This window comes from Peribacillus cavernae (assembly GCF_003989135.1).
In the GTDB taxonomy this organism is placed as follows: Bacteria; Bacillota; Bacilli; order Bacillales; family DSM-1321; genus Peribacillus; species Peribacillus cavernae.
The window spans coordinates 1-26,198 of sequence record NZ_RYZZ01000049.1 but is presented as its reverse complement, the minus strand read 5'-3'; the positions used below and the strand labels follow the sequence as shown (position 1 = coordinate 26,198).

Here is a 26,198-nt window from a genome sequence, read left to right as displayed (position 1 = left end):
ACCACTCCTCCTCTATAATAGCATTAACAGTATACGGAAAAATAAGGAGTTGTATACGTGCTGTAGCGGGGAAAATTAAAGAAAGCTTCTATATCAAAATATGAAAATCAGAAGAATTGAGATGGGGTTGATAAATATGTACTGGCTGCAGGCTGATTTGAACGGTTTCCGTGTACAGAAGTTGCTTTACCTATATACCCATAGTATTTTTATATAAAAACCTCTAAATTGTTGTTACAATAATCTTTAAAGTAATGGATCGAAAAAAGAAGGTGTAAATATGGATTACTACGAAAAAATGCGTGATAAGCTTTCTGAGCAATTTTTAAATGAAAATACATGGTTGAATATTGGAGAAGGCTTTATAAAAATCATTTTAATTCTCGTTATTTCCAGTTTTGTCATCAAACTTGGCAAGAAAATCATAAAAAAATTCTTTGAAGTCAGGGAAAGAAGCCCGCTGCGGATTTCCCAGCGCAGGGAAGCAACGATACTGAGACTGCTGGAAAATATTCTTACATATGTGGTCTATTTCATTACTTTCATTATGATTCTTGAAGTAATGAATATTGATGTCAAGGCGCTGCTTGCAGGGGCCGGAATCGTCGGCCTTGCTGTAGGGTTTGGTGCACAAAGCCTTGTCAAGGATGTGATCACAGGCTTCTTCATTATTCTTGAAGATCAGTTTTCCGTCGGGGATTACATTCGCATCGGTGAATTTGAAGGAGAAGTGCTTGAGATTGGACTCCGGACCACGAAAATGAAAAGTGCAACCGGGGAATTACATGTGCTGCCAAATGGAAGTATTATCGAAGTGACCAATTTTTCTATCCTGAACAGCTTAGCAATCGTGGATGTAAGCATTCCTTATGACAGCGATGTGGGGCTTGCAGAAAGAGTCATTTCTGAATGGCTTGCGGATATGCCCGACCGTTATGAAGATATGGTGAATCCTCCAGAGTTGTTGGGGATTCAAACCTTAAATCCCACAGAAGTTGTTCTGCGAATCGTTGCTGAAACATTGCCGACTCGCCACTGGTTTATCGGAAGGGTTTTGCGAAAGGAAATAAGAGCTGTCCTGGATGAAAATGGCATTGAGAGTCCGGTGCCGCGTATGGTGATGTACAGCCGTGATGAGAAAGGCAGTATCGGCCAGAAACAAAAACAAGCGGAATAAAGGAGCGGGAGAGGAATGGAAGAGAAAGAATTTGCCATAAATGATGTAGTGGAAATGAAAAAGCCTCACCCATGCGGCACCAACCGCTGGAAAATCATTCGATTAGGCATGGACATCCGAATCAAATGTGAGGGATGCGGCCATAGTGTAATGCTCCCAAGAAGGGAATTCACCAGGAAAATGAAGAAAAGGTTAGAAAAGGATGAACAATGATCATGCTTTTTTACTCGAATAATGCAATCTGCTCCAGATGAAGTCACTTCCTGTACTTGTCTTTTTGTATAGCAAAATCTATAATTGTGAAAGGTTTATGTAGTCTATTGAAATGAAGTTTTCATCCTATAAGTATTTTTAAATTGAAATCAGGTTATCTACATCCAGCTCCAGCGCCTAGCCCCTCGAGGTCATAAGCCAATCATCTGATGGGGAGAAAACCACTCCCCATACAGCTGCTTGTCTTATGCTTGTCGGACTTGCACAGGATGTGCTGACGTCGATGTTCGCCACAGGACGTGGCGGATTTTAGTCGACGTTCCTTCAAGGCGCTTCCGCTTTTGTTATAGATAAGGGAATTTTTGAGGAGTGGAAAAATTATATGGCTTTAACAGCAGGTATCGTCGGATTGCCGAATGTAGGCAAATCGACTTTGTTTAATGCAATAACACAGGCTGGTGCCGAATCAGCCAACTATCCGTTTTGTACAATTGACCCGAACGTTGGGATCGTCGAGGTTCCTGACAGCCGTTTACGGAAATTAACGGAGCTTGTACAGCCAAAAAAAACAGTCCCGACTGCCTTTGAATTCACTGATATTGCAGGGATTGTCAAGGGTGCCAGTAAAGGTGAAGGACTGGGGAACAAATTCCTTTCACACATTCGCCAGGTAGATGCCATTTGTCAGGTCGTACGGTGCTTCTCCGATGATAACATCACTCACGTGTCCGGAAAGGTTGACCCGATTGATGATATTGAAGTCATTAACCTCGAATTGATCCTTGCCGATCTGGAATCTGTTGATAAACGCGTCGACCGCGTTGGCAAGATGGCGAAGCAAAAAGATAAGGATGCCATGTTTGAACATGAAATCTTGTCAATGCTTAAGGAAGCATTTGAAGCGGAAAAGCCTGCCCGTACAGTGGAATTTACAGAGGAACAAATGAAAGTTGTAAAAAGCTTGCACCTTCTAACCATTAAACCGGTTCTTTATGTAGCAAATGTAAGTGAAGACGAGGTCGCCAATCCGTCCGATAATGAATACGTCAAAAAAGTCCGAGAATATGCGGCTAATGAAAACGCAGAAGTCATTGTCATCTGCGCTAAGATTGAAGAAGAAATTGCCGAGCTTGAAGGAGAAGAAAAGGAAATGTTCCTCTCTGAGCTTGGCATCGCAGAATCCGGACTTGACCAATTAATCAGCGCCTCTTACAAATTGCTTGGCCTGGCAACCTACTTCACGGCAGGTGTACAGGAAGTTCGTGCATGGACTTTTAGAAACGGCATGAAGGCTCCGCAGTGTGCAGGTATCATCCACACTGACTTCGAGCGCGGCTTCATTCGCGCAGAAATTGTCTCTTATGATGACCTTCTTGCAGCAGGAAGCCATAACGCGGCTAAGGAAGCAGGCAAGGTCCGTCTCGAAGGAAAAGAATATGTCGTTCAGGACGGCGATGTCATCCACTTCCGCTTTAACGTGTAATTATAAAGCCCTGCTATAATCTGCAGGGTTTTTTTACTGTAAAGGAAACTATAGATTGAATTTTATGTGGATAACTTAATTTTGATTATCTGCATCCAGCTCCAGCGCCTAGCCCCGACGCACAGGACGTGCTAGTGCCGACGAAGACATGAGGACGTGGCAATTTTAGTCGGCCTCGAGGTCATAAGCCAATCATCTGATGGGGAGAAAACCGCTCCCCATACAGCTGCTCGTCTTATGCTTGTCGGACTTGCNNACGTTCCTTTTAGGCGCTTGCGCTTTTGTTCTTTTGTACTTGAGAAACGAAACGTGAAAGCATAATTGCAAAACCACATAAGCTGTGGTATACTTTCATCTTGTGAGTAATTAATTGATAATTGCTCCTTGCCCATTTCGGGCCGTTTAGACCAAAAGGAGGTGACAGTGATGAAAAAATACGAAATTATGTATATCATCCGTCCAAACATTGAGGAAGAAGCTAAAAAAGCTCTAGTTGAACGTTTCAACACCATCCTTACTGACAATGGTGCGGAACTGGCAGAATCGAAAGAATGGGGTAAGCGCCGTCTTGCTTATGAAATCAATGATTATCGTGACGGTTATTACATGCTTCTTAAAGTAAATTCGGAAGCTGCAGCTATTCAAGAATTCGATCGTTTAGCTAAAATTAACGAAGACATTATCCGCCATATGACAACTAAAGATGAAGAATAAACCGATATTTATATATAAACATTTCCGATATTCAGGAAAATAGGGGTTGATTCTGATGATGAACCGCGTAATTTTAGTAGGGCGTTTAACGAAAGATCCTGAGTTACGATATACACCGAATGGAGTACCTGTGGCAACGTTTACCCTTGCTGTAAACCGTAATTTTACGAATCAGCAGGGTGAACGTGAAGCGGACTTCATCAACTGTGTAATTTGGCGTAAACCTGCTGAAAATGTGGCGAATTACTTGAAAAAAGGTAGTTTGGCCGGCGTCGATGGACGAGTTCAAACACGCAACTATGAAGGACAGGACGGCAAACGGGTATATGTGACAGAGATTCAGGCTGAGAGCGTTCAATTCCTTGAACCACGAAGCAGTTCAGCGGGTGAAAGAAATGAAGGCGGTTCTTATGGTAATCAAAGAAATAACAATGATTCTCCGTACGAACAAAATCAGAATCAGAATCAACGCAATAATAATAACAACAATCACACCCGTGTAAATGATGACCCATTTGCCAATGACGGAAAAACCATCGATATTTCAGACGATGATCTTCCATTTTAAACATTCAACCGTTTTTAATGAAATAAGAGTACAAGGAGGGAATTTGATATGGCAGGCGGACGTAAAGGTGGACGCGCAAAGCGTCGTAAAGTTTGTTACTTCACAGCAAACGGAATCACTAAAATCGATTACAAAGATGTAGATCTTCTTAAGAAATTCATCTCAGAACGCGGTAAAATTTTACCACGTCGTGTAACTGGCACAAGCGCTAAATACCAACGTAAATTAACTGTTGCTATCAAACGTTCACGTACGATGGCATTGCTTCCATACGTATCTGGTGAGTAATCATGAAGGCCCTGTTTAGCTTTTAAAGCATAACAGGGCTTTTTTTGTGTGAATACCGGACTTGCTTTTTTAAAATGAGAGCGATCGGTTGAAATATGAGAAGGAAAATGGCTACAATGCTAGAGAGCCCATTTGCCATTCAGTAAATGGAGAGAGATAATATTTTGTGAAGGTTGTGGAAGTTTGAACAATGGAAGGAAGATAGCTGAAGGAGGAGCACTCTTAGCTCTTTATAGTATTTTATTGTTTTTAACGGTTCAGGTTCCCTTTTTAGGAGCGGTTTTACTTTTTTTTCTGCCCGTCCCGTTTATTTTAACGGCTGTCAAGCAGAAACTGACATGGTCAATCGGGTTCTTATTTGCCGCTTGCCTTTTGGCAGCTCTGTTCGGTACGATATTTGCGATTCCGATGGCCTTGATCACAGGATTAACAGGAATTACAATCGGCTATCTCTTAAAAAGAGACAAACCAGCGTTTATCATCTATATAAGTGCCGTTCTTACTTTTTTAGCCGGAGTATTGGTATTATATGGAGTGTCTGTCTGGTTCCTTGGCATCAATTATCTGCAGGACTTCACTGAAGTACTGAGGGAATCGATTGATAAATCGTTTGAAATAATGACGGCGATTGGACAGGAACCGCAAGAATCCGTCCAAAAAAGCTTATATGCTTCGATAGATATGCTGGATACCATACTGCCTGCCCTGTTGATTGTTTCTTCAATGGTTATGGTCGCCTTATTTTTCCTTGCTTCGCATCCCATTTTAAAGAGATTCAGCGAGAGAAAAGTTTCATGGTCTCCATTGAGAGAACTTCAACTTCCTAAAAGCCTTTTATGGTATTATTTAATTACGATGATTACCACATACTTTCTGAAACCGGAAGAAAACAGTTTTTTCTTTATGGCGGTTGCTAACCTGCTTGTTATTTTGCAGCTGTTGATGCTGCTTCAAGGATACTCGCTGTTGTTTTTTTTCAGTTATATAAAAGGCTGGGCGAAGCCAGTTCCGATTACCATTCTCGTCATCTCATTATTTCTGCCCTTGTTTCAGTCAATCATTCGTATTTTAGGGATACTGGATCTGGGGTTTTCTTTCAGGGAGACACTCCAGAAAAAGAAATAATCAAGGGATTTTTTAAAAGAGAGTATAACTTTTTCATGAGTACTGGTGTCTAGCTCCAGGGCCTAGTCCTTCGAGGTCATGAACCGCTTGCGCTTTTCTTACAGACATGCTTTTAGGAGCTGAAAATATGCCATCTTTTTTACAGAAGCAGTCTATTAGGTATCCAGTTTATGGATTAATGGCTGTGATGCTTCTCGTTTTAGGTGTTGTTGCCTACTATTCCTGGTGGATTGCGCTGATAGGCTTTGTGCTTCTATCTGTATTATTTTTTATGACATTACAAATTGAATACCAGAACAGGCGTGAAACGGAAGAGTATATCTCCACCTTATCCTATCGTCTCAAAAAAGTGGGCGAAGAAGCGCTGTTGGAAATGCCAATAGGAATAATGCTCATCAATGGCGACTATTACATTGAATGGACGAATCCCTTTTTAGCTTCCTGCTTTGATGAGGATTCGCTGGTAGGAAGGTCGTTATATGACGTTGCAGAATCGATTGTCCCGCTAATCAAACAGGAAGTGGAGACAGAGACGATCACGCTCCATGAACGGAAATTTAAAGTAATCCATAAAAGAGAAGAACGGCTTTTGTATTTTTTCGATGTGACCGAACAGGTGGAAATCGAAAAGCTCTATGAAGATGAACGAACAGCGCTCGCGTTTATTTTTCTGGATAACTATGATGAACTTACACAGGGAATGGATGACCAGCGAAAAAGCAGTCTGAACAGCCTGGTCACTTCGAACTTGGATAAATGGGCAAAGGTCAACGGAGTGTTCTTAAAACGGACTTCCTCAGAACGATTCATTGCCGTTTTTAATGAAAGTATCCTTCAACTGCTTGAGAAGGGAAAATTCTCGATTCTTGATGAAATCAGGGAGGCGACGGCAAAACAAAACGTACCGCTAACATTGAGTATTGGTGTCGGTTCTGGAGTTTCTTCTCTGCCTGAATTAGGGTCGCTGGCACAGTCAAGCCTCGATCTGGCATTAGGAAGGGGCGGAGACCAGGTAGCCATCAAATTATCAAATGGCAAGGTGAAGTTTTTCGGCGGGAAAACCAACCCGATGGAGAAACGGACAAGAGTACGCGCCCGTGTGATTTCTCATGCTCTGAAAGATATCATTCTTGACAGCGACAAAGTGATTGTCATGGGACACAAGCATCCAGATATGGACGCGATCGGCTCCGCGATTGGAATATCGAAAGTAGCCCAGATGAATCAACGGGAAGCCTATATTGTCATAAATCCTCAGGAAATCGATACCGGCGTCCGCCGGCTGATGGACGAAATCAAAAAAAAGCCCGAGCTTTATACGAGATTTATCACAACAGATGATGCGTTTGAAATGATTACAGATGAGACCCTGCTCGTAGTTGTCGATACCCATAAACCGTCGATGCTTATCGAGGAACGCCTGTTAAACCGAATTGATAAGGTGGTTGTCATAGATCACCACAGGCGGGGTGAAGAGTTCATTACTAACTCGCTTCTCGTGTATATGGAACCTTACGCTTCGTCAACGGCAGAACTTGTGACCGAGCTTTTGGAGTACCAGCCAAAGCGGGGGAAAATAGATATGCTTGAGTCGACCGCATTACTTGCAGGAATTATCGTCGATACAAAAAGCTTTACGCTCCGCACCGGAACGCGGACCTTTGATGCGGCTTCTTACTTGAGGGCCCACGGAGCAGACACGGTTCTCGTCCAGAAATTCCTCAAGGAAGATGTCGAAACGTATATTAAGCGCTCAAAATTAATTGAATCTGTCTCTTTTTACAAGAACGGTATTGCAATTGCAAAGGGAAACCCTGATCAGATACATGAACAGGTTTTAATTGCCCAGGCGGCAGATACCCTTTTAACTATGGATGGGGTTTCAGCGTCCTTTGTCATTTCGGGGCGTTCTGAGGAAATGGTCAGCATCAGTGCACGTTCACTCGGCGACATCAATGTCCAGGTGATTATGGAAACCCTGGATGGCGGAGGGCATTTAACAAATGCTGCTACTCAGCTTTACATGTCCATTGATGAAGCGGAAGAACGTTTGCAAGCATCGATTGATGAATATTTAGAAGGAGGACAAACTGCATGAAAGTAATTTTTCTGAAAGACGTCAAGGGAAAAGGGAAAAAGGGCGAAATGAAGAACGTAGCGGACGGCTATGCACATAACTTTCTCCTTAAACAGGGGATGGCTGTGGAAGCATCCAACGCAAACATGAAAACATTAGAAGCCCAAAAGAATAAAGAACAGAATCTGGCTGCCGAAGAACTCCAGCATGCCAGGGAACTAAAGGAAAAGGTGGAAAAGCTGACAGTTGAACTTGAGGCTAAAGCGGGCGAAGGAGGCCGTCTTTTCGGTTCGATCACCACAAAGCAAATTGCTGCCGAACTGCAAAAGAAGCACAACATCAAGATCGACAAGCGCAAAATGGAGCTTAGTGAAGGCATTCGTGCGCTTGGCCATACAAAGGTCCCTGTAAAGTTATACCCGGAAGTGACGGCAACCTTAACTGTCCATGTCAAGGAAATTAACTAATTTTAGTTCTTTCTTATCTGAAACAAACTAGCTAAAATAGAAGGTAGAGAAAAATGTGATAGGGCGTTTGGTCCCATCACTTTTTTTCTGCATCCAATCGGTTGAAACCAGCGGCTTTTTGCTGTGAATATAGGCTATTTTAGGTGACTCATCGTTTTACGTTACCAAAAATCCCTTCTGAATAGGAGGTTACAGGATATGAATGAAATATTTCAAGACCGGATTCCGCCCCAGAATATAGAAGCAGAACAGGCCGTATTAGGAGCGATTTTTTTAGAGCCTTCCTCGCTTACCCTTACTTCTGAAATCTTGATTCCGGAGGATTTTTACCGGAGCACACACCAAAAGATATTCAATGTGATGATCAACTTGAACGATCTTGGAAAAGCGGTTGACTTGATCACAGTAACCGAAGATCTTGCTGCTTCGAGAAACCTTGAAGAGGTTGGCGGCGTTTCGTATTTAAGCGAACTGGCAGGGTCGGTTCCTACTGCCGCCAATATTGAGTATTATGCCCGCATTGTCGAAGAGAAATCACTATTGCGCAGGCTGATCCGCACCGCCACCAATATAGCCCAGGAAGGCTACAGCAGGGAAGATGAAGTAGAAAGCCTGCTAGGCGAAGCGGAAAGAAACATAATGGAAGTGGCACAGAGGAAAAATACCGGCGCCTTTCAGAATATCAAGGATGTATTGGTTAAAACCTATGATAATATCGAAGTATTGACGAATCGGAAAGGCGAAGTAACCGGTATCCCTACAGGTTTTGCGGAGCTTGACCGAATGACAGCCGGCTTTCAGCGCAACGATTTAATCATTGTGGCGGCCCGTCCATCGGTAGGTAAAACGGCGTTCGCCTTGAACATTGCCCAAAATGTGGCAACGAAAACGGAAGAGAACGTAGCCATCTTCAGCCTGGAAATGGGGGCCGAGCAGCTTGTCATGCGTATGCTGTGCGCAGAAGGCAATATCAACGCTCAAAACCTTCGTACAGGGTCGCTGACTGATGAAGACTGGCGTAAGCTTACAATGGCGATGGGCAGCCTGTCGAATGCCGGTATTTACATCGACGATACGCCGGGAGTGCGCATCGGCGATATCCGCTCTAAGTGCCGCCGCCTGAAGCAGGAGCAGGGCCTGGGGATGATTTTAATTGATTATCTCCAGCTTATCCAGGGGAACGGGCGGTCAGGGGAGAACCGGCAACAGGAGGTTTCCGAGATTTCCCGTTCCTTAAAGGCACTTGCACGTGAGCTGCAGGTGCCTGTCATTGCCCTATCCCAGCTTTCCCGCGGCGTTGAACAACGTCAGGACAAACGCCCGATGATGTCCGATATCCGGGAATCAGGAAGTATTGAACAGGATGCCGATATTGTTGCTTTCTTATATCGAGATGATTACTATGATAAGGAATCTGAGAATAAGAACATTATTGAGATTATCATAGCCAAGCAGCGTAACGGACCGGTTGGCACAGTTTCGCTCGCGTTTGTTAAGGAATATAACAAGTTCGTTAACCTTGAGCGGCGCTTTGATGATTCATCGATGCAGCCGGGAGCTTAAAGCATTTGCCATTCTTTCTTTTTAGAAGGAGTGGCTTTGTATTTTATTCCTCAGGTCCGTTAGTTCCGTGATTTGTGTCGAAAGTTTTTACAAGCGAAAGAACATAGATTTAAGCGAAAAATTAGATAATTAAGCAAAAAACATGGGATTTAAGCGATATTTAACTAAATATAAGCGAAACTACTAATGATGCTCTCAAGTTGATTGAAAGGGAGATCCCGGACATTCATCAATGGAAAAGCATTAGTAAGATAGAGGAAGCAATTACGAACAAATCAATAATCACACATATATAATGTTCGGGTTTTTATTGACTTTTTCATCGATTACCTGATAAAATGAGTTTGCTTAATAAGAACCGGGTGACGAGTGTTGCCGGTATTACGTGAATCTTTGGAGGTGCTTGGTATGTCATCTGTTGTAGTAGTAGGAACACAATGGGGAGACGAAGGAAAAGGGAAGATTACTGACTTTTTATCAGAGAATGCGGAAGCGATTGCCCGTTATCAGGGGGGCAATAATGCCGGCCATACAATCAAATTTAATGGTGAAACGTATAAGCTGCATCTTATTCCATCGGGGATTTTTTATAGCGATAAAATCTGTGTGGTTGGAAACGGCATGGTTGTCGATCCAAAAGCATTAGTGGAGGAACTGGAGTATCTGCACGGTCATGGAATAAAGACTGATAATCTGCGAATTTCAAACAGGGCGCATGTGATTCTTCCATACCATCTAAAGCTTGATGAAGTGGAAGAAGAACGAAAAGGCGCGAATAAAATCGGCACAACAAAAAAAGGGATCGGACCTGCCTATATGGATAAAGCGGCAAGAATCGGCATCCGAATGGCAGACCTTTTAGATCGAGAAACTTTTGAGGAAAAGCTTGCTCACAACCTCGAAGAAAAGAACCGCCTCCTCGAGCGTTTTTATGAAACGGAAGGATTTAAGCTGGAGGATATTCTAGACGAATATTACGAATACGGACAACAGGTTAAACAGTACGTTTGCGATACGTCCGTAGTCCTGAACGATGCGCTTGACGAAGGACGCCGTGTTTTGTTTGAAGGGGCGCAGGGAGTCATGCTCGATATCGATCAGGGAACCTATCCGTTTGTAACTTCATCCAATCCGGTTGCAGGCGGTGTTACCATTGGTTCAGGCGTCGGCCCTTCAAAAATCAATCACGTTGTCGGAGTTTGTAAGGCGTATACAACTCGCGTAGGCGACGGACCTTTCCCGACTGAATTGGATAACGAAATCGGCCATCAGATTCGGGAAGTCGGCCGTGAATACGGAACGACCACAGGACGAGCGCGCCGTGTTGGCTGGTTTGACTCAGTGGTTGTCCGCCACGCACGCCGAGTGAGCGGTATCACGGATCTCTCCTTGAATTCCATCGACGTGCTGACAGGAATTGAGAAACTCAAAATTTGTGTGGCTTATAAATATCAGGGAGAAATCATCGAGGAATTTCCAGCAAGCCTTAAGGTGCTTGCTGAGTGTGAACCGGTATATGAGGAACTTCCGGGGTGGACGGAGAATATCACAGGCTGTAAAACACTTGGCGAACTGCCTGAAAATGCCCGTCACTACCTTGAACGCGTCTCTCAGTTAACAGGCATCCCATTATCTATTTTCTCAGTGGGTCCTGACCGTACGCAAACAAATGTAGTAAAAAGCCCTTGGCGCCAAGTATAAAAATTCGGGAACTGCCTTTTGGCAGTTCCCTTTTTAATGCTTTATTTTTGAAACCCTTTTTTTGGTTGTGCGTATTACATAGCAAACGGAAATGGAATCGAGGTAGGTAGCGTGGAAAAAGCAGTGCTGGAATACCGGCTTTGGAAAGGCAATGAGCAGTATGAAGCGATTTACCATTTTGATAGGATAGATTACGAGCAAGTATTTTCCAGAAGAGAGTGCGAGTTTTTTGTGAAGGAAGGTATTACTTATAAACAGGTTTCTTCGGCAAAGGAAGAAGAGATGTTTATCATCTATGTGGAGATATTTGAAGAAGCTGCTCCCGAGGAAATTGATTTGTCAGGGAAGGGCAGCATGAAACTTGAAATTCGGGAATACAATCCGCTTAGGGACCATCCTGTTATGGAGTCGCTCTACCTTGATAACCATATGCAGGTACTTGGTTATATTGGATCGACGTTCACTTATTTCCATGGCAAGGAGTGGAAAAGGGATTCGGCTGAAATTGATGAGGACCGCATGGTATATGCTCTTTATGTAACGGCTACTGGCCTGGACACTTACACATAAAAGATCAGGACAGGGATTTTGTGCGAGGGGAGGCACACACGATGAATAAGACGAAAAAAATGATGAGCGGGGTGGCTGCTGCTTTGTTTGCTGTTTCAGTCACCGGATGTTCGGAAAGCAGTGCCCGTCCTGCTAAACCTTCTGACAAGGGCTGTGATGACTGGGAATTCGATAAAGATACCGGCACTTATTATTGTGACGATTCAAGTTCGGGACATCACGGAGCATATTATTATGGCGGGCGTTACTATAATTCTAAGTCAGCGTTAAAAAAGTCCAGTGGCTTTGCGTCCTATCAAAAAAGTTATAAATCAGGGATTGGCAGCAGCTCAAAAGGCGGTTCTTTTGGTGGATAACCATAAATATACCACTCACAAAAACAGCCGTCAGGAGTTATACTCACAGATTCCTGATTTTTGGCCGGATTTATACGAAAGCGAGTACGCCCTTCTGGATATAAAATTGGATTCGCAGGAGCGGATTCATGCGATAAGGTCTGCAGCAGAGAAGGCAGGAAGGATTTTTTTCAAGAGTGCGGATTTGCTGCGCCAGCTTGACGATAATACGTTGCTCCAGCTCGGATTTCCAGTGGAAAGCCTGCCTTTCATTCGATTAAAGACCATCGATGAGGAGACAGTCATCGCACGTATTGATTTCGCTGTTACTGATCAAGAAATAAAAGTAATGGAAATTAACTCGGATACACCTACATTTATTAAAGAAACCTTTCATGTAAACGATTTTGTCTGCAGCCACTTTAATATGGAAGATCCAAATAAAGGATGCAATCAGGAATTGGCAAAAGCAATTCATCGAGCCATTTCAGCCGAATTGAACCGGCTGAACAGGCAAACGGCACCAGTGATTGTTTTTACTTCCCATCAGGAACATGAAGAAGATTACCTGACCGCGATTTATTTATTAGAGAACTGCGGCTTCAGGGCGCGGTATATTCCGCTTACGGATTTAAGGCTTATCGAGGAAGATATCATGGATGACGGTGAATGCATTTTATCCAGGGGGCTTTACACACCTGAAGGAAACAGGATTGATCTCCTTTACCGCCAGACATATCCAATTGAAAGTTTGGTGGAGGATAAAGACCCAAATACGGGAGAAAGTGTAGGAATGCTGCTGCTAGAGCTTGTTTCAGAAGGCAGGTTGGGTATGATAAATCCTCCGTCCGCCTTTTTATTGCAGTCGAAAGCCATTCAGGCACTTATCTGGGGGTTACATGAAGAAAGGAATGCTTTTTTTACCGAAGAGGAGCATGAAGTTATCAAGAAACACTTTTTGCCTACCTATTTGGAACCGGATTACTTTATGCAAGCGTCTTGCCCTTATGTAAAGAAACCATCATTCGGCCGTGAAGGGGATACGGTCGTAATATATGACGAACGGGGGAAGATCCGAATGCAGGACAGCGGGAAAACGTATGAAGAATCGATGCCGGTTTTTCAGGGATTCATTTCACTTCCTGAATATGAAATTGCTACAGAAAAGGGAAAGGAAAAATGCCGGATTATGTATGGCTGTTTCCTGGTGAATGGGAAAGCGAGCGCAGTAGGCATTCGTGCTGGCGGCCAGATTACCGGCAATGAGTCCTATTTTTTACCCATGGGAATAAAAAAGGAGGGAAATAATGAATGAGTGAAATTATAACGCTATCAGCATTTTTGAATTTTTTGGCGCATGCCTTTACCGGATTTGCTCTTATTATCCTAGGTCTCATCGTCTTTGCATTTACAACAAGATTTTCTGAACGGCAATTGATTAAAGAAGGCAATCTGGCTGTAGCTTTAAAGCTTTGGGGCAAAGCCATTGGCCTTGCCATTGTTATTTTCACAGTTTGGTCAGGAAGTGTAAGTTTAGTGGATGCTTTTATCTGGGGCCTGGTTGGGATGGCAGCCCAGGTGATTGCCTACTTAGTATTCGAATATATTCTCACTCCTAAAGTGGATCTGGCAAAGGAAGTTGAAGAAGGCAATCTGGCTATTGGTTTCAGCCTATTTTCCGCTTCGATTGTAGTGGGGATTGTTGTAGCAGCAAGCCTGACTTATTAGCTTACGACAAAGGTGCATTGGATCGATGTCTCCATGTACCTTTTGTTTTGAATCTGCCAGGAGAGAAATAAAACTATATTTTAGAATACTATTGCTTTCATCTTTAAATCTATGATATTATCAAAAGCGTCGTCACAAATGATACATAATGTGAATAAGAGCCATTAGCTCAGTTGGTAGAGACGAGCATAGCCTCTGTGAACAATCTGCGAGTTGCGGAATTTGCGTCTTGGAAAGAGGTAAATGGAGCACATCTTTGAAACGTAAGCAGCGGCACCAACTTCATATACCGAGCCATTAGCTCAGTCGGTAGAGCATCTGACTTTTAATCAGAGGGTCGAAGGTTCGAGTCCTTCATGGCTCACCATGTTTTCTCTGGCCCGTTGGTCAAGCGGTTAAGACACCGCCCTTTCACGGCGGTAACACGGGTTCGAATCCCGTACGGGTCACTTTTCTTTTGCTCAGGAACCTTGCTTTCATGTTGCCTGGAGAAAGATTTGGAGTTTCGCTTAAATAAGTCATGTTTTCGCTTAATTATTGTTTTTTTCGCTTAATTAAGGGGAGCTTTCGCTTAATTATTGAAAATTTCGCTTAAATCATCATGCTTTTCGCTTAAATTATATTTCTTTGCCATTTTATTATTGGTCCCGTGGTGTAGCGGTTAACATGCCTGCCTGTCACGCAGGAGATCGCGGGTTCGATTCCCGTCGGGACCGCCATTTCAATTACATCTAATTTGGCTCGGTAGCTCAGTCGGTAGAGCAAAGGACTGAAAATCCTTGTGTCGGCGGTTCGATTCCGTCCCGAGCCATCCTGAAAAAACCTGTGTAAAGTTTTATTTAAGTGGTTATTTATATAGTTTATAAGAGTATGAGACAGTCTTCGAGTGATTTCGAAGGCTGTTTTGCTATTGAAAAGAGCAATCTACTGCTCTGGTAAATATTCTATGGAGGAGATTTACTGTTAAAGATGAATTAAACTCTATAAAATGGTAAAGTAGAATAGAGAATTTATGTCTTAACTAGAGGGTTATTTTAATAATGAACAAAAGGCCTGTCAATCAAGTGGGGCCATCGCATATAAGCAAAATACCAGTAGATTATACATAAAAGGAGAAAAATCGATGGAAAAGAAAATCCTTGTTGTTGACGATGAGAAGCCGATCGCGGATATATTACAGTTCAACTTAAAGAAAGAAGGCTTCGAGGTTACTTGCGCATATGACGGCAATGAAGCCGTCAGGTTAGTGGATGAGATTCAGCCTGATTTAATTTTACTTGACATCATGCTGCCTCAGCGCGACGGCATGGAAGTCTGCCGTGAGGTTCGAAAGAAATATGACATTCCAATTATCATGCTCACGGCAAAAGACTCCGAGATTGATAAGGTACTGGGACTTGAGCTTGGGGCAGATGACTATGTCACGAAGCCCTTTAGTACACGAGAACTGATCGCCCGTGTTAAGGCCAACCTGCGCCGCCAGCAAGCAGTTGCTGCACCGGATCCAGAGCAGGAATCGAAGGAGATTTCGATTGGTACACTCGTCATCCATCCGGACGCTTATGTCGTTTCGAAACGAGGCGAAACGATTGAATTAACCCACCGTGAGTTTGAACTGCTCCATTATCTTGCCAAGCACATCGGACAGGTCATGACACGTGAGCATTTGCTTCAGACGGTATGGGGATATGATTATTTTGGTGATGTGAGGACGGTCGATGTTACCGTACGCCGTCTCCGTGAAAAAATAGAAGATAATCCAAGCCATCCCGGCTGGATTGTAACAAGAAGAGGGGTAGGTTATTACCTTCGTAACCCTGAACAGGAGTAAGATACATGAAAAAGGTAGGCTTTTTCCGTTCAATCCATTTTAAATTCGTACTCATCTATGTTCTGCTCATATTGGTAGCTATGCAAATCATTGGTGTGTATTTTGTAGGGAAACTCGAACAAAAATTAGTCAATAACTTCAAAAGTTCAATCTCAGGCAACATTGAACTGCTCACTTACAGCCTTGGCGAAGAGATGAAAAAGCATATGGAATCGGATGCGTCGGCAGATTCCGGGGATTCTACCCTAGAGGAAGACATCCGGACAATTTTGGAGGACAATTCCTACAATGATATTTCTGAAGTGCGTGTGATTGATAGCAGCAACAGGGTTATCGTAACTTCGAATAATGAGAACCAGGAAATCGTAGGGAAAAAGGCAACTGATAATCTGGTGATTAGGGCCCAATCGGGATCGCCGGGTGATGAAACGCTGCGTGACCGAAAAACGGGAAACCGCATGTGGGTCCTTGCGACACCGATTAAGGGCATAGACGATAAAGTGATTGGTATCGTGTATTCAATCGCCGAGATGGAAAATGTGTACAAACTCATGAAACAAATTAATCAGATTTTTATTACCGGAACGGCTATCGCCCTGGGCATTACGGCGATTCTTGGTATACTCCTGGCGCGGACGATTACCAGGCCAATGTCTGACATGCGGAAACAGGCATTGGCATTGGCAAAAGGGAATTATTCAAGAAAAGTAAAAGTATATGGGAATGATGAAATCGGCCAGCTGGCGGTTACATTTAACAACCTGACAAAAAAACTGCAGGATGCCCAATCGACCACAGAAGGGGAAAGACGGAAACTATCGTCTGTTCTTGCATACATGACAGACGGGGTGATTGCGACAGACCGGCGAGGAAGAATCATCCTGATCAATGCACCTGCGGCCAAATTATTGGATGTTTCACGTGAAACAGTGTTATCGCAGCCAATCATTAACCTGCTTGGTCTTGAGGAAGAATATAGTTTTGAGGATCTTCTCGAGGAAAGGGAATCGGTTATCCTCGATTACAGTACGCAAAAGGAACCGTATATTTTACGGGCAAACTTCTCTGTCATCCAAAAAGAGACAGGGTTTGTCAATGGTCTGATTACCGTCCTGCATGATATTACTGAGCAGGAAAAAATAGATGAAGAGCGCCGCGAGTTCGTTGCAAACGTCTCGCATGAGTTAAGAACGCCACTGACGACGATGCGAAGCTATCTGGAGGCACTGGCAGATGGGGCATGGAAGGATGAATCGATTGCACCCTCCTTCTTAAACGTGACACAAAATGAAACGGAGCGGATGATAAGACTTGTAAATGATTTGCTGCAGTTATCCAAAATGGACAGTAAAGATTATCGCCTTACGAAAGGCTGGGTGAATTTCACCAAGTTCTTCAATCATATTATCGACCGTTTTGAGATGACGATAACAGAACATATCACCTTTTCACGGGATATTCCATCAGATTCCATTTTTGTGGATATTGATGAAGATAAAATTACCCAGGTTCTCTACAATATCATCTCGAATGCAATTAAATATTCTCCTGAAGGAGGCCAAATCACGTTCGGGGTTAAGCAAGAAATAGAGGAAATTGTCATCAGCATCAGCGACCAGGGAGTAGGAATTCCTAAAAACAACCTGAATAAAGTCTTCGAAAGGTTTTACCGTGTCGATAAGGCACGCGCCAGGAATCTTGGAGGAACAGGTCTTGGCCTGGCAATTGCTAAAGAAATGGTACTGGCCCATGAAGGGGAAATCTGGGCTGAAAGCAGGGAAGGAAAAGGGACAACTATTTTCTTTACACTGCCTTGTGAGCAAGAACAAGAGGATGAGTGGTCATGAGATTTGAAGGGGCAAAGAATTTCATTTTGACGATTCTTGTTGCGGCCAGTGCATTTTTGACATGGAATATTTGGACCTATCAGCCGAAATATGACAAAATTGATCAAAAAGATTTAATAGGGATTGCGAGTGATGAACAAAAGCCAGCAGAAGTAATTAAACCTGGCACTGTTTTGTTTCATAAAGATGGAAAACATTTTCAGACGAACGACGAAAACGAAATAAACAGTATTCAAACAGAGCTCACCAAGTGGACAATAAATAACTTTAAAGATGTGTCCCGTCTCGTTAAACAAAAAAGGTTCACTTCTTTTGTTCATGCGGACGGTAATACAGAAGTGATTTTTCCAGATGCTGTTCCACTTGATTTATTTGTATTAGATATAGACGATCAACAACTTCCAAGGTTGTCCTTCGACCGGATTGTTGTTACAACGGGTAGTGGCGGCAATGAAGGAAAGGTTTATTTTATTAACTACAAACATAAGCAAATATTTCAGTCCGAGGTTAGTGCTTCTAATTTAAGGAATTTCAGCCGTAGATTTGCACAACAGGCGGAGAAATACCCGGAGTATATCTCCAAAGAGGTCAATGCTAACCGCATGCTGTTTTTGCCGAAGAAACCTGTTCAATTGACGCCAATGAAATATTATATTAACTATCTGGACATTGATGAAAATTTCAAAGTGACTTTGTTTAGTGACCCCGAGAAGGTCAAGCAGGAAAAGGTTTCCCGCGGAAGAGAGTATACGGATGGATCGAGCCTTCTATCTGTCATTGATGATTCTTCAACCATTAAATATGTAAATCCCGCCCAAAGGAGCGATATCGGCTCAAGTCAGGGCTATTTATTGCAAAAAGGTATTAATTTTATAAACAATCACGCCGGTTGGGATGATAATTATCAATACGCCGATATTAGTGCAGATGAACAGAAGGTTACCTTTCGCTTATTTATTGACGGATATCCGGTTTTTAATGAACAGGGTATGTCTGAAATAAAGCAAGAATGGGGGAATGAAGAGGTTTATCGTTACGAGCGCCCGTATTTTACACTCGGTTTTAAGGTACCACCCGATAATCAATATAAAGTGACCCTGCCTTCCGGGGAACAAGCCATGGAATTGCTGAAGCAAACAAGTAATTTTGAATTGTCTAATTTAGAAGATGTAAAGGTAGGCTATAAATTATCAAAGGATGCCGTGTATCCGAAATTAATTCATTTTGAGCCTTCCTGGTATTACCGATATGGCGGCACATGGACCGCTTTGCGACCTAACAGACCGGGAGGCGAAAAGAGTGGATTGGAGTAAGACAAAAACCATATTTATCATGGTATTTCTCGTCCTGGATATCTTTTTGCTTTTTCAATTTCTTCAGAATAGAGATGCAAACAAATTCGGATTACTTTCCGAAACTTCAGCGGAAGACCAGATGAAGGAGGAAGGAATCACCTATCCCGAATTACCAAATGAAAAGATAAAGGAAAGTATTCTATTAGCAAAAAGAAAAGAATTTTCAAAGGAAGACGGCAAAAACCTGAAGAACCAGCAAGTGATCCTCAATGAAAAAAACAAGCTGGCTGCAACCCTGGAAAAACCGATTATTGTCAGCAAAGACTTCGATCCCAATGAACTAGCTGGATTTCTAAAAGAAAATATTTATGAAGGTGAAAACTACGAATTCTGGTCTTTTGATAAAAAAACCAATACAATTGTTTATTATCAACGCTTTGGAACTAGGGTCTTCTATAATAATACGAATGCGAAATTAACTTTGCTGCTGAATGAAAACGGGGAAGTTGTCTCCTATGAGCAAACCTTTCTGGAAGACATCAAGCCAATGAATAAAAAAGAGGAAGTTTTGCCGGCCATCAAGGCGATTGAAACGCTGTACAATAATGGTGATTTACCTGGCAAAAGTAGGATCACAAAGGTGAAACTTGGATTTTATAACTTGCTGAAATCTTCATCTGCCTCTTACTTATTGACGCCGACATGGTGGATCGAAGTGAACGGCAAGGACATGTTCGTAAAAGCTTTCGACGGAGAAATCATCGAACCAGATACTGAAGAAAAAATAATATTGGAGTGAGTTTCATGACGATGCATTTTAGTGTTCTCGCAAGCGGGAGTACGGGAAATGCCTTTTATGTAGAAACAGAGGAGCAGGCATTTCTCGTGGATGCAGGCTTGAGCGGCAAACAAATGGAAGCACTGTTCACCACCATCGGGCGAGATATGTCCAAGCTGTCGGGGATTCTTGTTACCCATGAGCATAGTGACCATATAAAAGGTTTGGGAGTCGTGGCCCGCAAGCATAAGCTCCCCATCTATGCGAATGAAAAGACATGGCAGGCAATGGAGCGGTCGATCGGGGAAATATCATTGGATCAGAAGTTCACGTTCGATATGGAAGAGGTGAAAACGTTTGGAAGCCTTGATATTGAATCTTTTGGTGTGTCCCATGATGCCGCTGAGCCAATGTTCTATGTTTTCCATCACGAAGACCAGAAGCTGGTGCTGGTAACGGATACAGGCTATGTAAGCGACCGGATGAAAGGCATCATTTCAAATGCGGACACCTACATCTTCGAAAGCAACCATGACGTTGGCATGCTGCGGATGGGAAGATACCCATGGAGTGTCAAACGCCGGATTCTAAGCGATATCGGCCACGTCTCCAACGAGGATGCAGCGGTCGCCATGAGTGAAGTCACAGGCGATCGGACAAAGCGAATCTATCTGGCCCATTTAAGCATTGATAACAATATCAAGGACCTGGCAAGAATGTCGGTGGAACAAACGCTGCAAACAAAAGGCATTATAACCGGCGAGCAATTCTCTTTATTCGATACTGATCCAAAAAAACCAACAGAACTGGTAATGGTATAGATAGCGACGAGGAATGAAAGGCATTTGTCTTTTCATTCCTTTTTATTTTGTCTCAAAAAGCTTATGCCATATACATTGTTTGTATGTGAACGATTAAAATAATTGAAAATAGTGCTTTTTTTTAGAAGTTTGATCTTGAATGAGTATAATAAAGGGTATAAACAAACACTAGTGATTGCTATTATTTACATGTAAAAAGAGAGGGTGACAGGCTTGGGATATTATGATCAGGATTCTGAAAATCGAAGTCAGCGAAAAAGAGGAAGCCGTGCAGGCTATTTTCTTGCTGCATTAGCAGGGGTTATTATCGGAGCCATCCTTGTTATGGTTGCATTTCCGAACCTGGGGATTGGCGATGAAAATCAAACCACGATCACAGAAGATGCAACCGGAGGTAATAATGGGAGTAACGATATCCAAAATCTATCGGTGGATGTCAATACAGCTGTAACAAAGGCTGTTGATAAGGCAAGCGATGCGGTTGTTGGCATCACAAATACCCAGAGTTCCGATTTTTGGGGACAAGGTGAAGGACAAGGTGAAGGTGAAGGCGAAGGCGGAACAGCCGGCAGCGGTTCCGGGGTAGTCTATAAAAAGACGGACGGAAAGGCATGGATTATTACCAACAATCATGTTATTGAAGGAGCAAACGAGCTCGAAGTTACATTAAATGATGGCACAAAATTACCTGCCGAGGTAAGAGGCAGCGATCCGTGGACAGACTTAGCTGTCATTGAAGTCGATAGCGAAAAGGTAAAAACCATTGCAGAGTTCGGCAAGTCATCAGCACTTAAGCTGGGCGAGCCGGTTATTGCGATCGGCAATCCATTGGGGCTTCAATTTTCCGGCTCCATCACCAAGGGAATCATCTCAGGTTTGGAACGTACGATTGAAATAGATATCAACCAGGATGGGGAAGTGGACTGGAATGCAGAAGTCCTTCAAACGGACGCAGCCATTAACCCTGGCAACAGCGGCGGAGCATTAGTCAATTTAAGCGGCCAAGTCATTGGGATTAACTCGATGAAAATAGCCCAGGAAGCAGTTGAAGGAATTGGCCTTTCCATTCCGATTGACTCTGTTATTCCAATCATTTCTGATATTGAGAAATATGGGGAAGTGAGACGCCCTTACATGGGTGTAAACTTAGCTTCTGTTAAGGAAATCTCCCAATACCATCAGCAAAATACATTAAAGCTGCCTAAGAATGTAACAACAGGTGTGGCAATCACTGGGGTACAGCCTAATTCACCGGCTTCGAAAGCAGGAATAAAGGAATTCGATGTTATTGTTGAAATGGATGGAGAGAAAGTTGACGACGTCGTTAAGCTGAGAAAGTTCTTGTACAATGAAAAGCAAATCGGTGAGAATATCGAAATCACTTACTACCGAAACGGCAAAAAAGAGACAACAACATTCGAACTATCAAGAGAAACTATGTAGCAAAATGAAAGGCAGAAGGGCTTGAGCTTTCTGTCTTTTTTGTTTGAAAACTAATTTGGAAAAAGGGGTGGATTGTGGATAAGATAGAATAGATAATTATTATAAGGTTTTACTATGCAATCTCAATATAAAAAGGAGAAAATATAAATGATTTATTGCTGTCAGGAACACGTTGAATTAGTGCTGGATGTAGTGGTGGATGAGTATGAAACCTACCCAATCCTAAACGAAATTCCGAAGGAAAAACAATTATCAACAGGCTGTGAATATTGTCTAAATCCGGCTATATATATGGTAGGGAACTAATATTCTCATACAAGATGTGGATAGAAAATGTGGATATGTGGATAAGTTATGTGGATAACTTGTTTGTAAACTGTTTGTAAAGTGAGGATAAAGTATGAACATAACTATCATAACCGTAGGAAAATTGAAGGAAAAATATTTAAAGCAGGGAATCGATGAATACCTAAAACGACTTTCGGCTTACGCAAAAGTAGATATTATCGAACTTCCCGATGAAAAGGCACCTGAAACATTAAGTGATATCGAAGTGCTGCAAATCAAAGAAAAAGAAGGGGAACGGATCTTGGGAAAAATCAGCCAGGATGCCCACGTCATCGCCCTTGCGATTAAAGGGAGAATGAAATCTTCCGAGGAACTGGCCGACACCTTCGACAAGCTTGCCACTTATGGGAGAAGCAAAGTGGCTTTTGTGATTGGTGGATCTTTGGGGTTGAGCAAAGAAGTGATGCAGCGAGCCGATGAAGCCCTTTCCTTTTCGAGGATGACATTCCCGCATCAGCTTATGCGGCTGATTTTGGTGGAGCAGGTTTATCGGGCTTTTCGGATTAATCGGGGGGAACCGTATCATAAGTAAATGAGGTTAATAAAAGAGCAAGAAGAGTTATTCTTCTTGCTCTATTTCTATATATTTATTGATTTTTGAAAGGAAATCTACCAAAGTATTTTCGACATAAGAGAGTAAAGAAATGTCTAAATTTATACTATATTTTTTGTTAAAGCTAGATATTAATTTTTCTCTAAATCCTAATATTTTATTACTAGTAATAAAATTAGAATTATAAAGTACAATTATATCAATATCATTATATGATTGCTGATTTATAAAAGAACCGAAAAGGATAATTTTAAAATCAGAATGCAGATTCATTTCTCTTCTTATTCTCTTCACGTTCATACGGAGGAATGTAATTAAGGAATGCTTTTCTACTGGCACAATTTAATGCTCCCATAAACTCTTTTATTTGGAATAAGCCAATTTTATGTTCTCTTGCTATTTCTTTTGCAGATTTTGCATTTTCATTCCACATACTAATATTGATTATGGCATCTATATTCGAATATCTTGACATTAAATCTAGAATTTCAGCATCCCCTATAATGTATATGTCTACCAATAGTGCTTTAAGAGTATCACCATTTGTCTTATCAATAGAAAATAAAGGAACTCCAATTTGTTCAATATTTTCAACTTTTGAGTGGTTTGAAATAATATTAAAGAAAAATTCTCTACTATCTACTCGTGGTGTTTGTGATTGTAATAAGTGGTTTTCCATATCAATTTCCTCCTTTACTAATCAAAAATATTTTTAATTGAAGTAGGGAATGTTGGAACATCTTGAGATGGATAAGACGAGAGATGATTATTCTTAAACCCTTCAACATGAGTTTTATAGAGTTCAAGTATATCTCTCTTTTCTTTAGGTACCATTTCTATATTTTCCAGAATAATAGATAATATTTTTTCATTATTGGGTATAATTTCTTCAATACATTTTAATTTCCAAGTTTTATGAAGATCTGAAATAGGATTACTTAATGCTATTAGAGATTGTGGACCATATTGTTTCCATATTCTTTCGTTTTCATTAAATAAAGCAACCAATTCTTTTTTTACAGTTTCAATATTAGTATGTGAAAAGGTAATAGATTTATTATATTGATGAATTAGTTTTCCATCTATCATTTTCCTCCCAAGATTGTTATTAGTAGTCCAATATTTATGTTCGGAGTTCCAAATATATTGAGTGATATAGTAAGTTGATTCATCAATTAGAATATCTACAAAACCACTTTGAGTATAGCCATCAAAATGTAGTCCTGAGCATACAATCATTAAAACTTCATTATAATGATCGGCTTCTAGTTTGTAATGTGCTTTATGAACGTGACCAGATAAATATAATTTGACATTAAAATCATCAAACATAGTTAGTACTTCGTTTTTTTCCACCAAAGTAAGACAGTCAAGGGTATGGTGCCCCATAGCTATTGTTGGCTTTTCAGGAGAAGATATTTTTTGTAGACATTCAAACAGTTCAATTTTAGCTATTAAAAGAGAGCCTTCTTCGCCGGCATGATTACATATAATATTTGTATTACATAGAATTAAATTAAATTTTTCTAGTTCAATTAAGTGATGTAATTCATTTTGAGGGTATTGTTCATTCTTGATTAATTCATAAAACTTTTCGAATTCTTTAAATGAGGAAAGTAATATTTCTTTTTGTGCAGATACCATAAGAGTTTCATCTAGATAATCGGAAGGGTTCTCATGCGCTTTTATTTTTTCTATTAACTCACTTCTATCTGAATTTCTTACTAAGTCATGATTTCCGGGGATAATAATTAACTTGTTTGTGTCTAACTCAAGAGTATTCATTAGATCTTCTATAAGTTTTTTTGTATTTTCGTTAAAAGCTTGTCCTTGATGTGATATATCGCCGCTTAAAAAGATATAATCATAATTATTCTCAGTGTGTAAGTCTGTAATTTTCTTCATAAAACTATGTCTTAAGCGTTTTGTTTGAAAGTTATTTATTTGAGCATGAATATCGGAAATTTGTAAGATTCGCATTTTATCACCCAAACTAATTTTACCATAAAAAACCTCAATTCGGTCTATCATGGAGAACCGTATAATAAATAGAGGCAGTTTTTTTATTAATATAGTGATTTGAGGCAAGTATCGGAGTAAAATAGACTATTAATTATTAATATGTATCCTTAAAATGGGAAGCGTTGTTTAAAGTATTAATAACTTTAAGACGCTTATGATAGTAAGGAGAGAAGAATAAATGGAAGAATATAAGTACGATAAATTACCTATAACCCCTGCAATCATAGAGGAATTAATTATTGCGTTGTTTAATGGTAAAACGACTAAACGGGATGAAATCGTAAATACAGTACTAGAATATCATAAAAATAAAGGTGGATTATCCCCCTCGGCTAGAGATTTTCCAAGATCAGTTAAAAAGGCTCTTGAAAATTTGTCAAAAAATGGTTGGTCATCAAATAAGTCCTATGGATTCTGGAAAGTACATAAAGAAGATTCACCGGTAATAGAAGATAATGAGGAACAGGAAGAGGATGCTACTAAAGAGGTGGAAATTCCTGCACATGCCGTGTATGGAAATGGTAGTTCTGCGGTGTATTTATATTACTTTGAAAACTATAAAAAACTTGCCCTATTACAGAACAATCTTACCGGCCATGTAAGATTGGAAGATCAGATAGAGACCCATTAATTCGAATACTATCTCAAGTATCAACGGCATTACCAGAAATGCCCACTATTGAATACATAATTAAAACTAGTGATGCGTCATTATTGGAAACTATGCTGCATTCAATCTTGAAAATAAGAGGTAAAAAAATTGAAAATTCCCCTGGCTCAGAGTGGTTTGATACAAATCCGGAAGAGGTAATTGAATTAATCGAATTTGTTAACAAAAAATTGCTAGATTCCTAATATTTTCTGAATCCTATAATACTTGGCAGATAAAGCTAAACCGTTACCGCTTTTAGTTTTCAAGGTAATAAAACTGTGGCTTGATATGTGTGGTGAACCATACCACAAGTAAACACATGGGTATTATTTTTTGAAGCGTCAAGTACAACTGAATGTCTTTGACGCTTCTTTCAGTAGGGCTTGAATATTGTCATGGGATAGCCCCGGCGTTGCCATCTTTTTGAGCCGCCTCTGCCATAAAAATGACCCACAAGTGACATGGAGTGAGCCACTCCACATATAAAAGCCCTACAGATTTTATATTTCTAATATCTGTAGGACCTTCATGACTAAAGGGTTTAATTAAATTCGTTTCCAAAATACTCCATGATTATTTTTCTCGATCCCTCATAAATA

General features: G+C 41.3%; 28 protein-coding genes and 4 tRNA genes. 29 read left to right on the top strand and 3 right to left on the bottom strand.

All coding sequences use genetic code 11. From position 1 onward, the window contains the following. Window positions 1-280 precede the first annotated feature (280 nt). From ELQ35_RS21660 to rlmH, 27 genes are all read left to right on the top strand, one after another. On the top strand, window positions 281-1,177 hold the full coding sequence (locus ELQ35_RS21660) for a mechanosensitive ion channel family protein (protein ID WP_126867255.1): 897 nt from the start codon (window positions 281-283) through the stop codon (window positions 1,175-1,177). Window positions 1,178-1,192: 15 nt separating this feature from the next. Continuing rightward, window positions 1,193-1,390: a DUF951 domain-containing protein gene (locus ELQ35_RS21655; protein ID WP_126867254.1), complete on the top strand. Its 198-nt coding sequence runs from the start codon at window positions 1,193-1,195 to the stop codon at window positions 1,388-1,390. A 382-nt stretch (window positions 1,391-1,772) separates the two neighbouring features. Continuing rightward, a complete protein-coding gene (gene ychF / locus ELQ35_RS21650) occupies window positions 1,773-2,873 on the top strand; it encodes a redox-regulated ATPase YchF (protein WP_126867253.1) in 1,101 nt (366 codons plus the stop codon). 426 nt (window positions 2,874-3,299) lie between these two features. Next, window positions 3,300-3,587 (top strand): 30S ribosomal protein S6, encoded by a 288-nt coding sequence (rpsF, locus tag ELQ35_RS21645; protein WP_126867252.1) that lies wholly within the window; start codon window positions 3,300-3,302, stop codon window positions 3,585-3,587. 55 nt (window positions 3,588-3,642) lie between these two features. Continuing rightward, window positions 3,643-4,155 (top strand): single-stranded DNA-binding protein, encoded by a 513-nt coding sequence (gene ssb, locus ELQ35_RS21640; RefSeq protein WP_126867251.1) that lies wholly within the window; start codon window positions 3,643-3,645, stop codon window positions 4,153-4,155. Window positions 4,156-4,203: 48 nt separating this feature from the next. Next, on the top strand, window positions 4,204-4,443 hold the full coding sequence (gene rpsR / locus ELQ35_RS21635; protein ID WP_117306187.1) for a 30S ribosomal protein S18: 240 nt from the start codon (window positions 4,204-4,206) through the stop codon (window positions 4,441-4,443). A 183-nt stretch (window positions 4,444-4,626) separates the two neighbouring features. Next, window positions 4,627-5,568: a YybS family protein gene (locus ELQ35_RS21630; RefSeq protein ID WP_185861862.1), complete on the top strand. Its 942-nt coding sequence runs from the start codon at window positions 4,627-4,629 to the stop codon at window positions 5,566-5,568. 127 nt (window positions 5,569-5,695) lie between these two features. After that, window positions 5,696-7,666, top strand: a complete 1,971-nt coding sequence (locus ELQ35_RS21625; protein ID WP_126867249.1) for a DHH family phosphoesterase — start codon at window positions 5,696-5,698, stop codon at window positions 7,664-7,666. After that, entirely contained in the window at window positions 7,663-8,112 is a 450-nt protein-coding gene (rplI, locus tag ELQ35_RS21620) for a 50S ribosomal protein L9 (RefSeq protein ID WP_126867248.1), read from the top strand. Before ELQ35_RS21625 ends, rplI begins: the two co-directional genes overlap by 4 nt. A 198-nt stretch (window positions 8,113-8,310) precedes the next feature. Continuing rightward, window positions 8,311-9,675: a replicative DNA helicase gene (gene dnaB / locus ELQ35_RS21615; RefSeq protein ID WP_126867247.1), complete on the top strand. Its 1,365-nt coding sequence runs from the start codon at window positions 8,311-8,313 to the stop codon at window positions 9,673-9,675. Between the two features lie 408 nt (window positions 9,676-10,083). Continuing rightward, complete coding sequence (locus tag ELQ35_RS21610) at window positions 10,084-11,376, top strand: adenylosuccinate synthase (RefSeq protein ID WP_126867246.1); 1,293 nt, start codon at window positions 10,084-10,086, stop codon at window positions 11,374-11,376. A gap of 111 nt (window positions 11,377-11,487) precedes the next feature. Then, a complete protein-coding gene (locus tag ELQ35_RS21605) occupies window positions 11,488-11,946 on the top strand; it encodes a hypothetical protein (RefSeq protein WP_185861861.1) in 459 nt (152 codons plus the stop codon). Window positions 11,947-11,987: 41 nt separating this feature from the next. Further along, window positions 11,988-12,302: a hypothetical protein gene (locus ELQ35_RS21600; RefSeq protein ID WP_126867245.1), complete on the top strand. Its 315-nt coding sequence runs from the start codon at window positions 11,988-11,990 to the stop codon at window positions 12,300-12,302. After that, the gene (locus ELQ35_RS21595) at window positions 12,295-13,596 is read left to right on the top strand and encodes a glutathionylspermidine synthase family protein (protein ID WP_126867244.1); all 1,302 of its coding nucleotides are present in this window, start codon (window positions 12,295-12,297) and stop codon (window positions 13,594-13,596) included. Before ELQ35_RS21600 ends, ELQ35_RS21595 begins: the two co-directional genes overlap by 8 nt. Further along, entirely contained in the window at window positions 13,593-14,009 is a 417-nt protein-coding gene (locus ELQ35_RS21590) for a DUF350 domain-containing protein (RefSeq protein WP_126867243.1), read from the top strand. Before ELQ35_RS21595 ends, ELQ35_RS21590 begins: the two co-directional genes overlap by 4 nt. Before the next feature lie 291 nt (window positions 14,010-14,300). Beyond that, a tRNA-Lys gene (locus tag ELQ35_RS21585) sits at window positions 14,301-14,376 on the top strand. A gap of 10 nt (window positions 14,377-14,386) precedes the next feature. Next, window positions 14,387-14,458 (top strand) — tRNA-Glu (locus tag ELQ35_RS21580). Between the two features lie 194 nt (window positions 14,459-14,652). Next, window positions 14,653-14,728 (top strand) — tRNA-Asp (locus tag ELQ35_RS21575). 19 nt (window positions 14,729-14,747) lie between these two features. Then, a tRNA-Phe gene (locus tag ELQ35_RS21570) sits at window positions 14,748-14,820 on the top strand. Between the two features lie 312 nt (window positions 14,821-15,132). Continuing rightward, window positions 15,133-15,840, top strand: coding sequence for a response regulator YycF (yycF, locus tag ELQ35_RS21565; protein WP_126867242.1), 708 nt, complete (start codon window positions 15,133-15,135; stop codon window positions 15,838-15,840). Between the two features lie 5 nt (window positions 15,841-15,845). Then, window positions 15,846-17,687 (top strand): cell wall metabolism sensor histidine kinase WalK, encoded by a 1,842-nt coding sequence (gene walK / locus ELQ35_RS21560; protein WP_126867241.1) that lies wholly within the window; start codon window positions 15,846-15,848, stop codon window positions 17,685-17,687. Then, a complete protein-coding gene (locus ELQ35_RS21555; protein ID WP_126867240.1) occupies window positions 17,684-19,000 on the top strand; it encodes a YycH family regulatory protein in 1,317 nt (438 codons plus the stop codon). The genes walK and ELQ35_RS21555 overlap by 4 nt, the downstream gene beginning before the upstream one ends. Next, entirely contained in the window at window positions 18,987-19,781 is a 795-nt protein-coding gene (locus ELQ35_RS21550) for a two-component system regulatory protein YycI (RefSeq protein WP_185861860.1), read from the top strand. Before ELQ35_RS21555 ends, ELQ35_RS21550 begins: the two co-directional genes overlap by 14 nt. 5 nt (window positions 19,782-19,786) lie before the next feature. Then, on the top strand, window positions 19,787-20,581 hold the full coding sequence (locus ELQ35_RS21545; RefSeq protein ID WP_126867238.1) for an MBL fold metallo-hydrolase: 795 nt from the start codon (window positions 19,787-19,789) through the stop codon (window positions 20,579-20,581). A gap of 213 nt (window positions 20,582-20,794) precedes the next feature. Continuing rightward, window positions 20,795-22,024 (top strand): S1C family serine protease, encoded by a 1,230-nt coding sequence (locus ELQ35_RS21540; protein WP_126867237.1) that lies wholly within the window; start codon window positions 20,795-20,797, stop codon window positions 22,022-22,024. Between the two features lie 147 nt (window positions 22,025-22,171). Then, the gene (locus ELQ35_RS21535; protein WP_126867236.1) at window positions 22,172-22,330 is read left to right on the top strand and encodes a CxxH/CxxC protein; all 159 of its coding nucleotides are present in this window, start codon (window positions 22,172-22,174) and stop codon (window positions 22,328-22,330) included. A 94-nt stretch (window positions 22,331-22,424) separates the two neighbouring features. After that, window positions 22,425-22,904: a 23S rRNA (pseudouridine(1915)-N(3))-methyltransferase RlmH gene (rlmH, locus tag ELQ35_RS21530; RefSeq protein ID WP_126867235.1), complete on the top strand. Its 480-nt coding sequence runs from the start codon at window positions 22,425-22,427 to the stop codon at window positions 22,902-22,904. Window positions 22,905-22,931: 27 nt separating this feature from the next. Here the strand turns inward: rlmH and ELQ35_RS21525 are convergent, their stop codons facing one another. From ELQ35_RS21525 to ELQ35_RS21515, 3 genes are read right to left on the bottom strand one after another with little or no spacing between them, the layout of a single operon-like run. Continuing rightward, window positions 22,932-23,198 carry a hypothetical protein gene (locus ELQ35_RS21525; RefSeq protein WP_185861859.1) on the bottom strand — a complete coding sequence of 89 codons (267 nt, stop codon included), beginning with the start codon at window positions 23,196-23,198 and terminating at the stop codon, window positions 22,932-22,934. Then, window positions 23,182-23,604 (bottom strand): hypothetical protein, encoded by a 423-nt coding sequence (locus tag ELQ35_RS21520; protein ID WP_126867233.1) that lies wholly within the window; start codon window positions 23,602-23,604, stop codon window positions 23,182-23,184. The genes ELQ35_RS21525 and ELQ35_RS21520 overlap by 17 nt, the downstream gene beginning before the upstream one ends. A gap of 17 nt (window positions 23,605-23,621) precedes the next feature. Continuing rightward, window positions 23,622-24,956: a metallophosphoesterase family protein gene (locus tag ELQ35_RS21515; protein ID WP_126867232.1), complete on the bottom strand. Its 1,335-nt coding sequence runs from the start codon at window positions 24,954-24,956 to the stop codon at window positions 23,622-23,624. Between the two features lie 169 nt (window positions 24,957-25,125). On the opposite strand from ELQ35_RS21515, the gene ELQ35_RS21510 reads away from it, so the two are divergent. Continuing rightward, window positions 25,126-25,578, top strand: a complete 453-nt coding sequence (locus ELQ35_RS21510; RefSeq protein WP_126867231.1) for a hypothetical protein — start codon at window positions 25,126-25,128, stop codon at window positions 25,576-25,578. Beyond that, complete coding sequence (locus ELQ35_RS23875; protein ID WP_126867272.1) at window positions 25,521-25,802, top strand: GIY-YIG nuclease family protein; 282 nt, start codon at window positions 25,521-25,523, stop codon at window positions 25,800-25,802. The genes ELQ35_RS21510 and ELQ35_RS23875 overlap by 58 nt, the downstream gene beginning before the upstream one ends. Window positions 25,803-26,198: the final 396 nt, after the last annotated feature.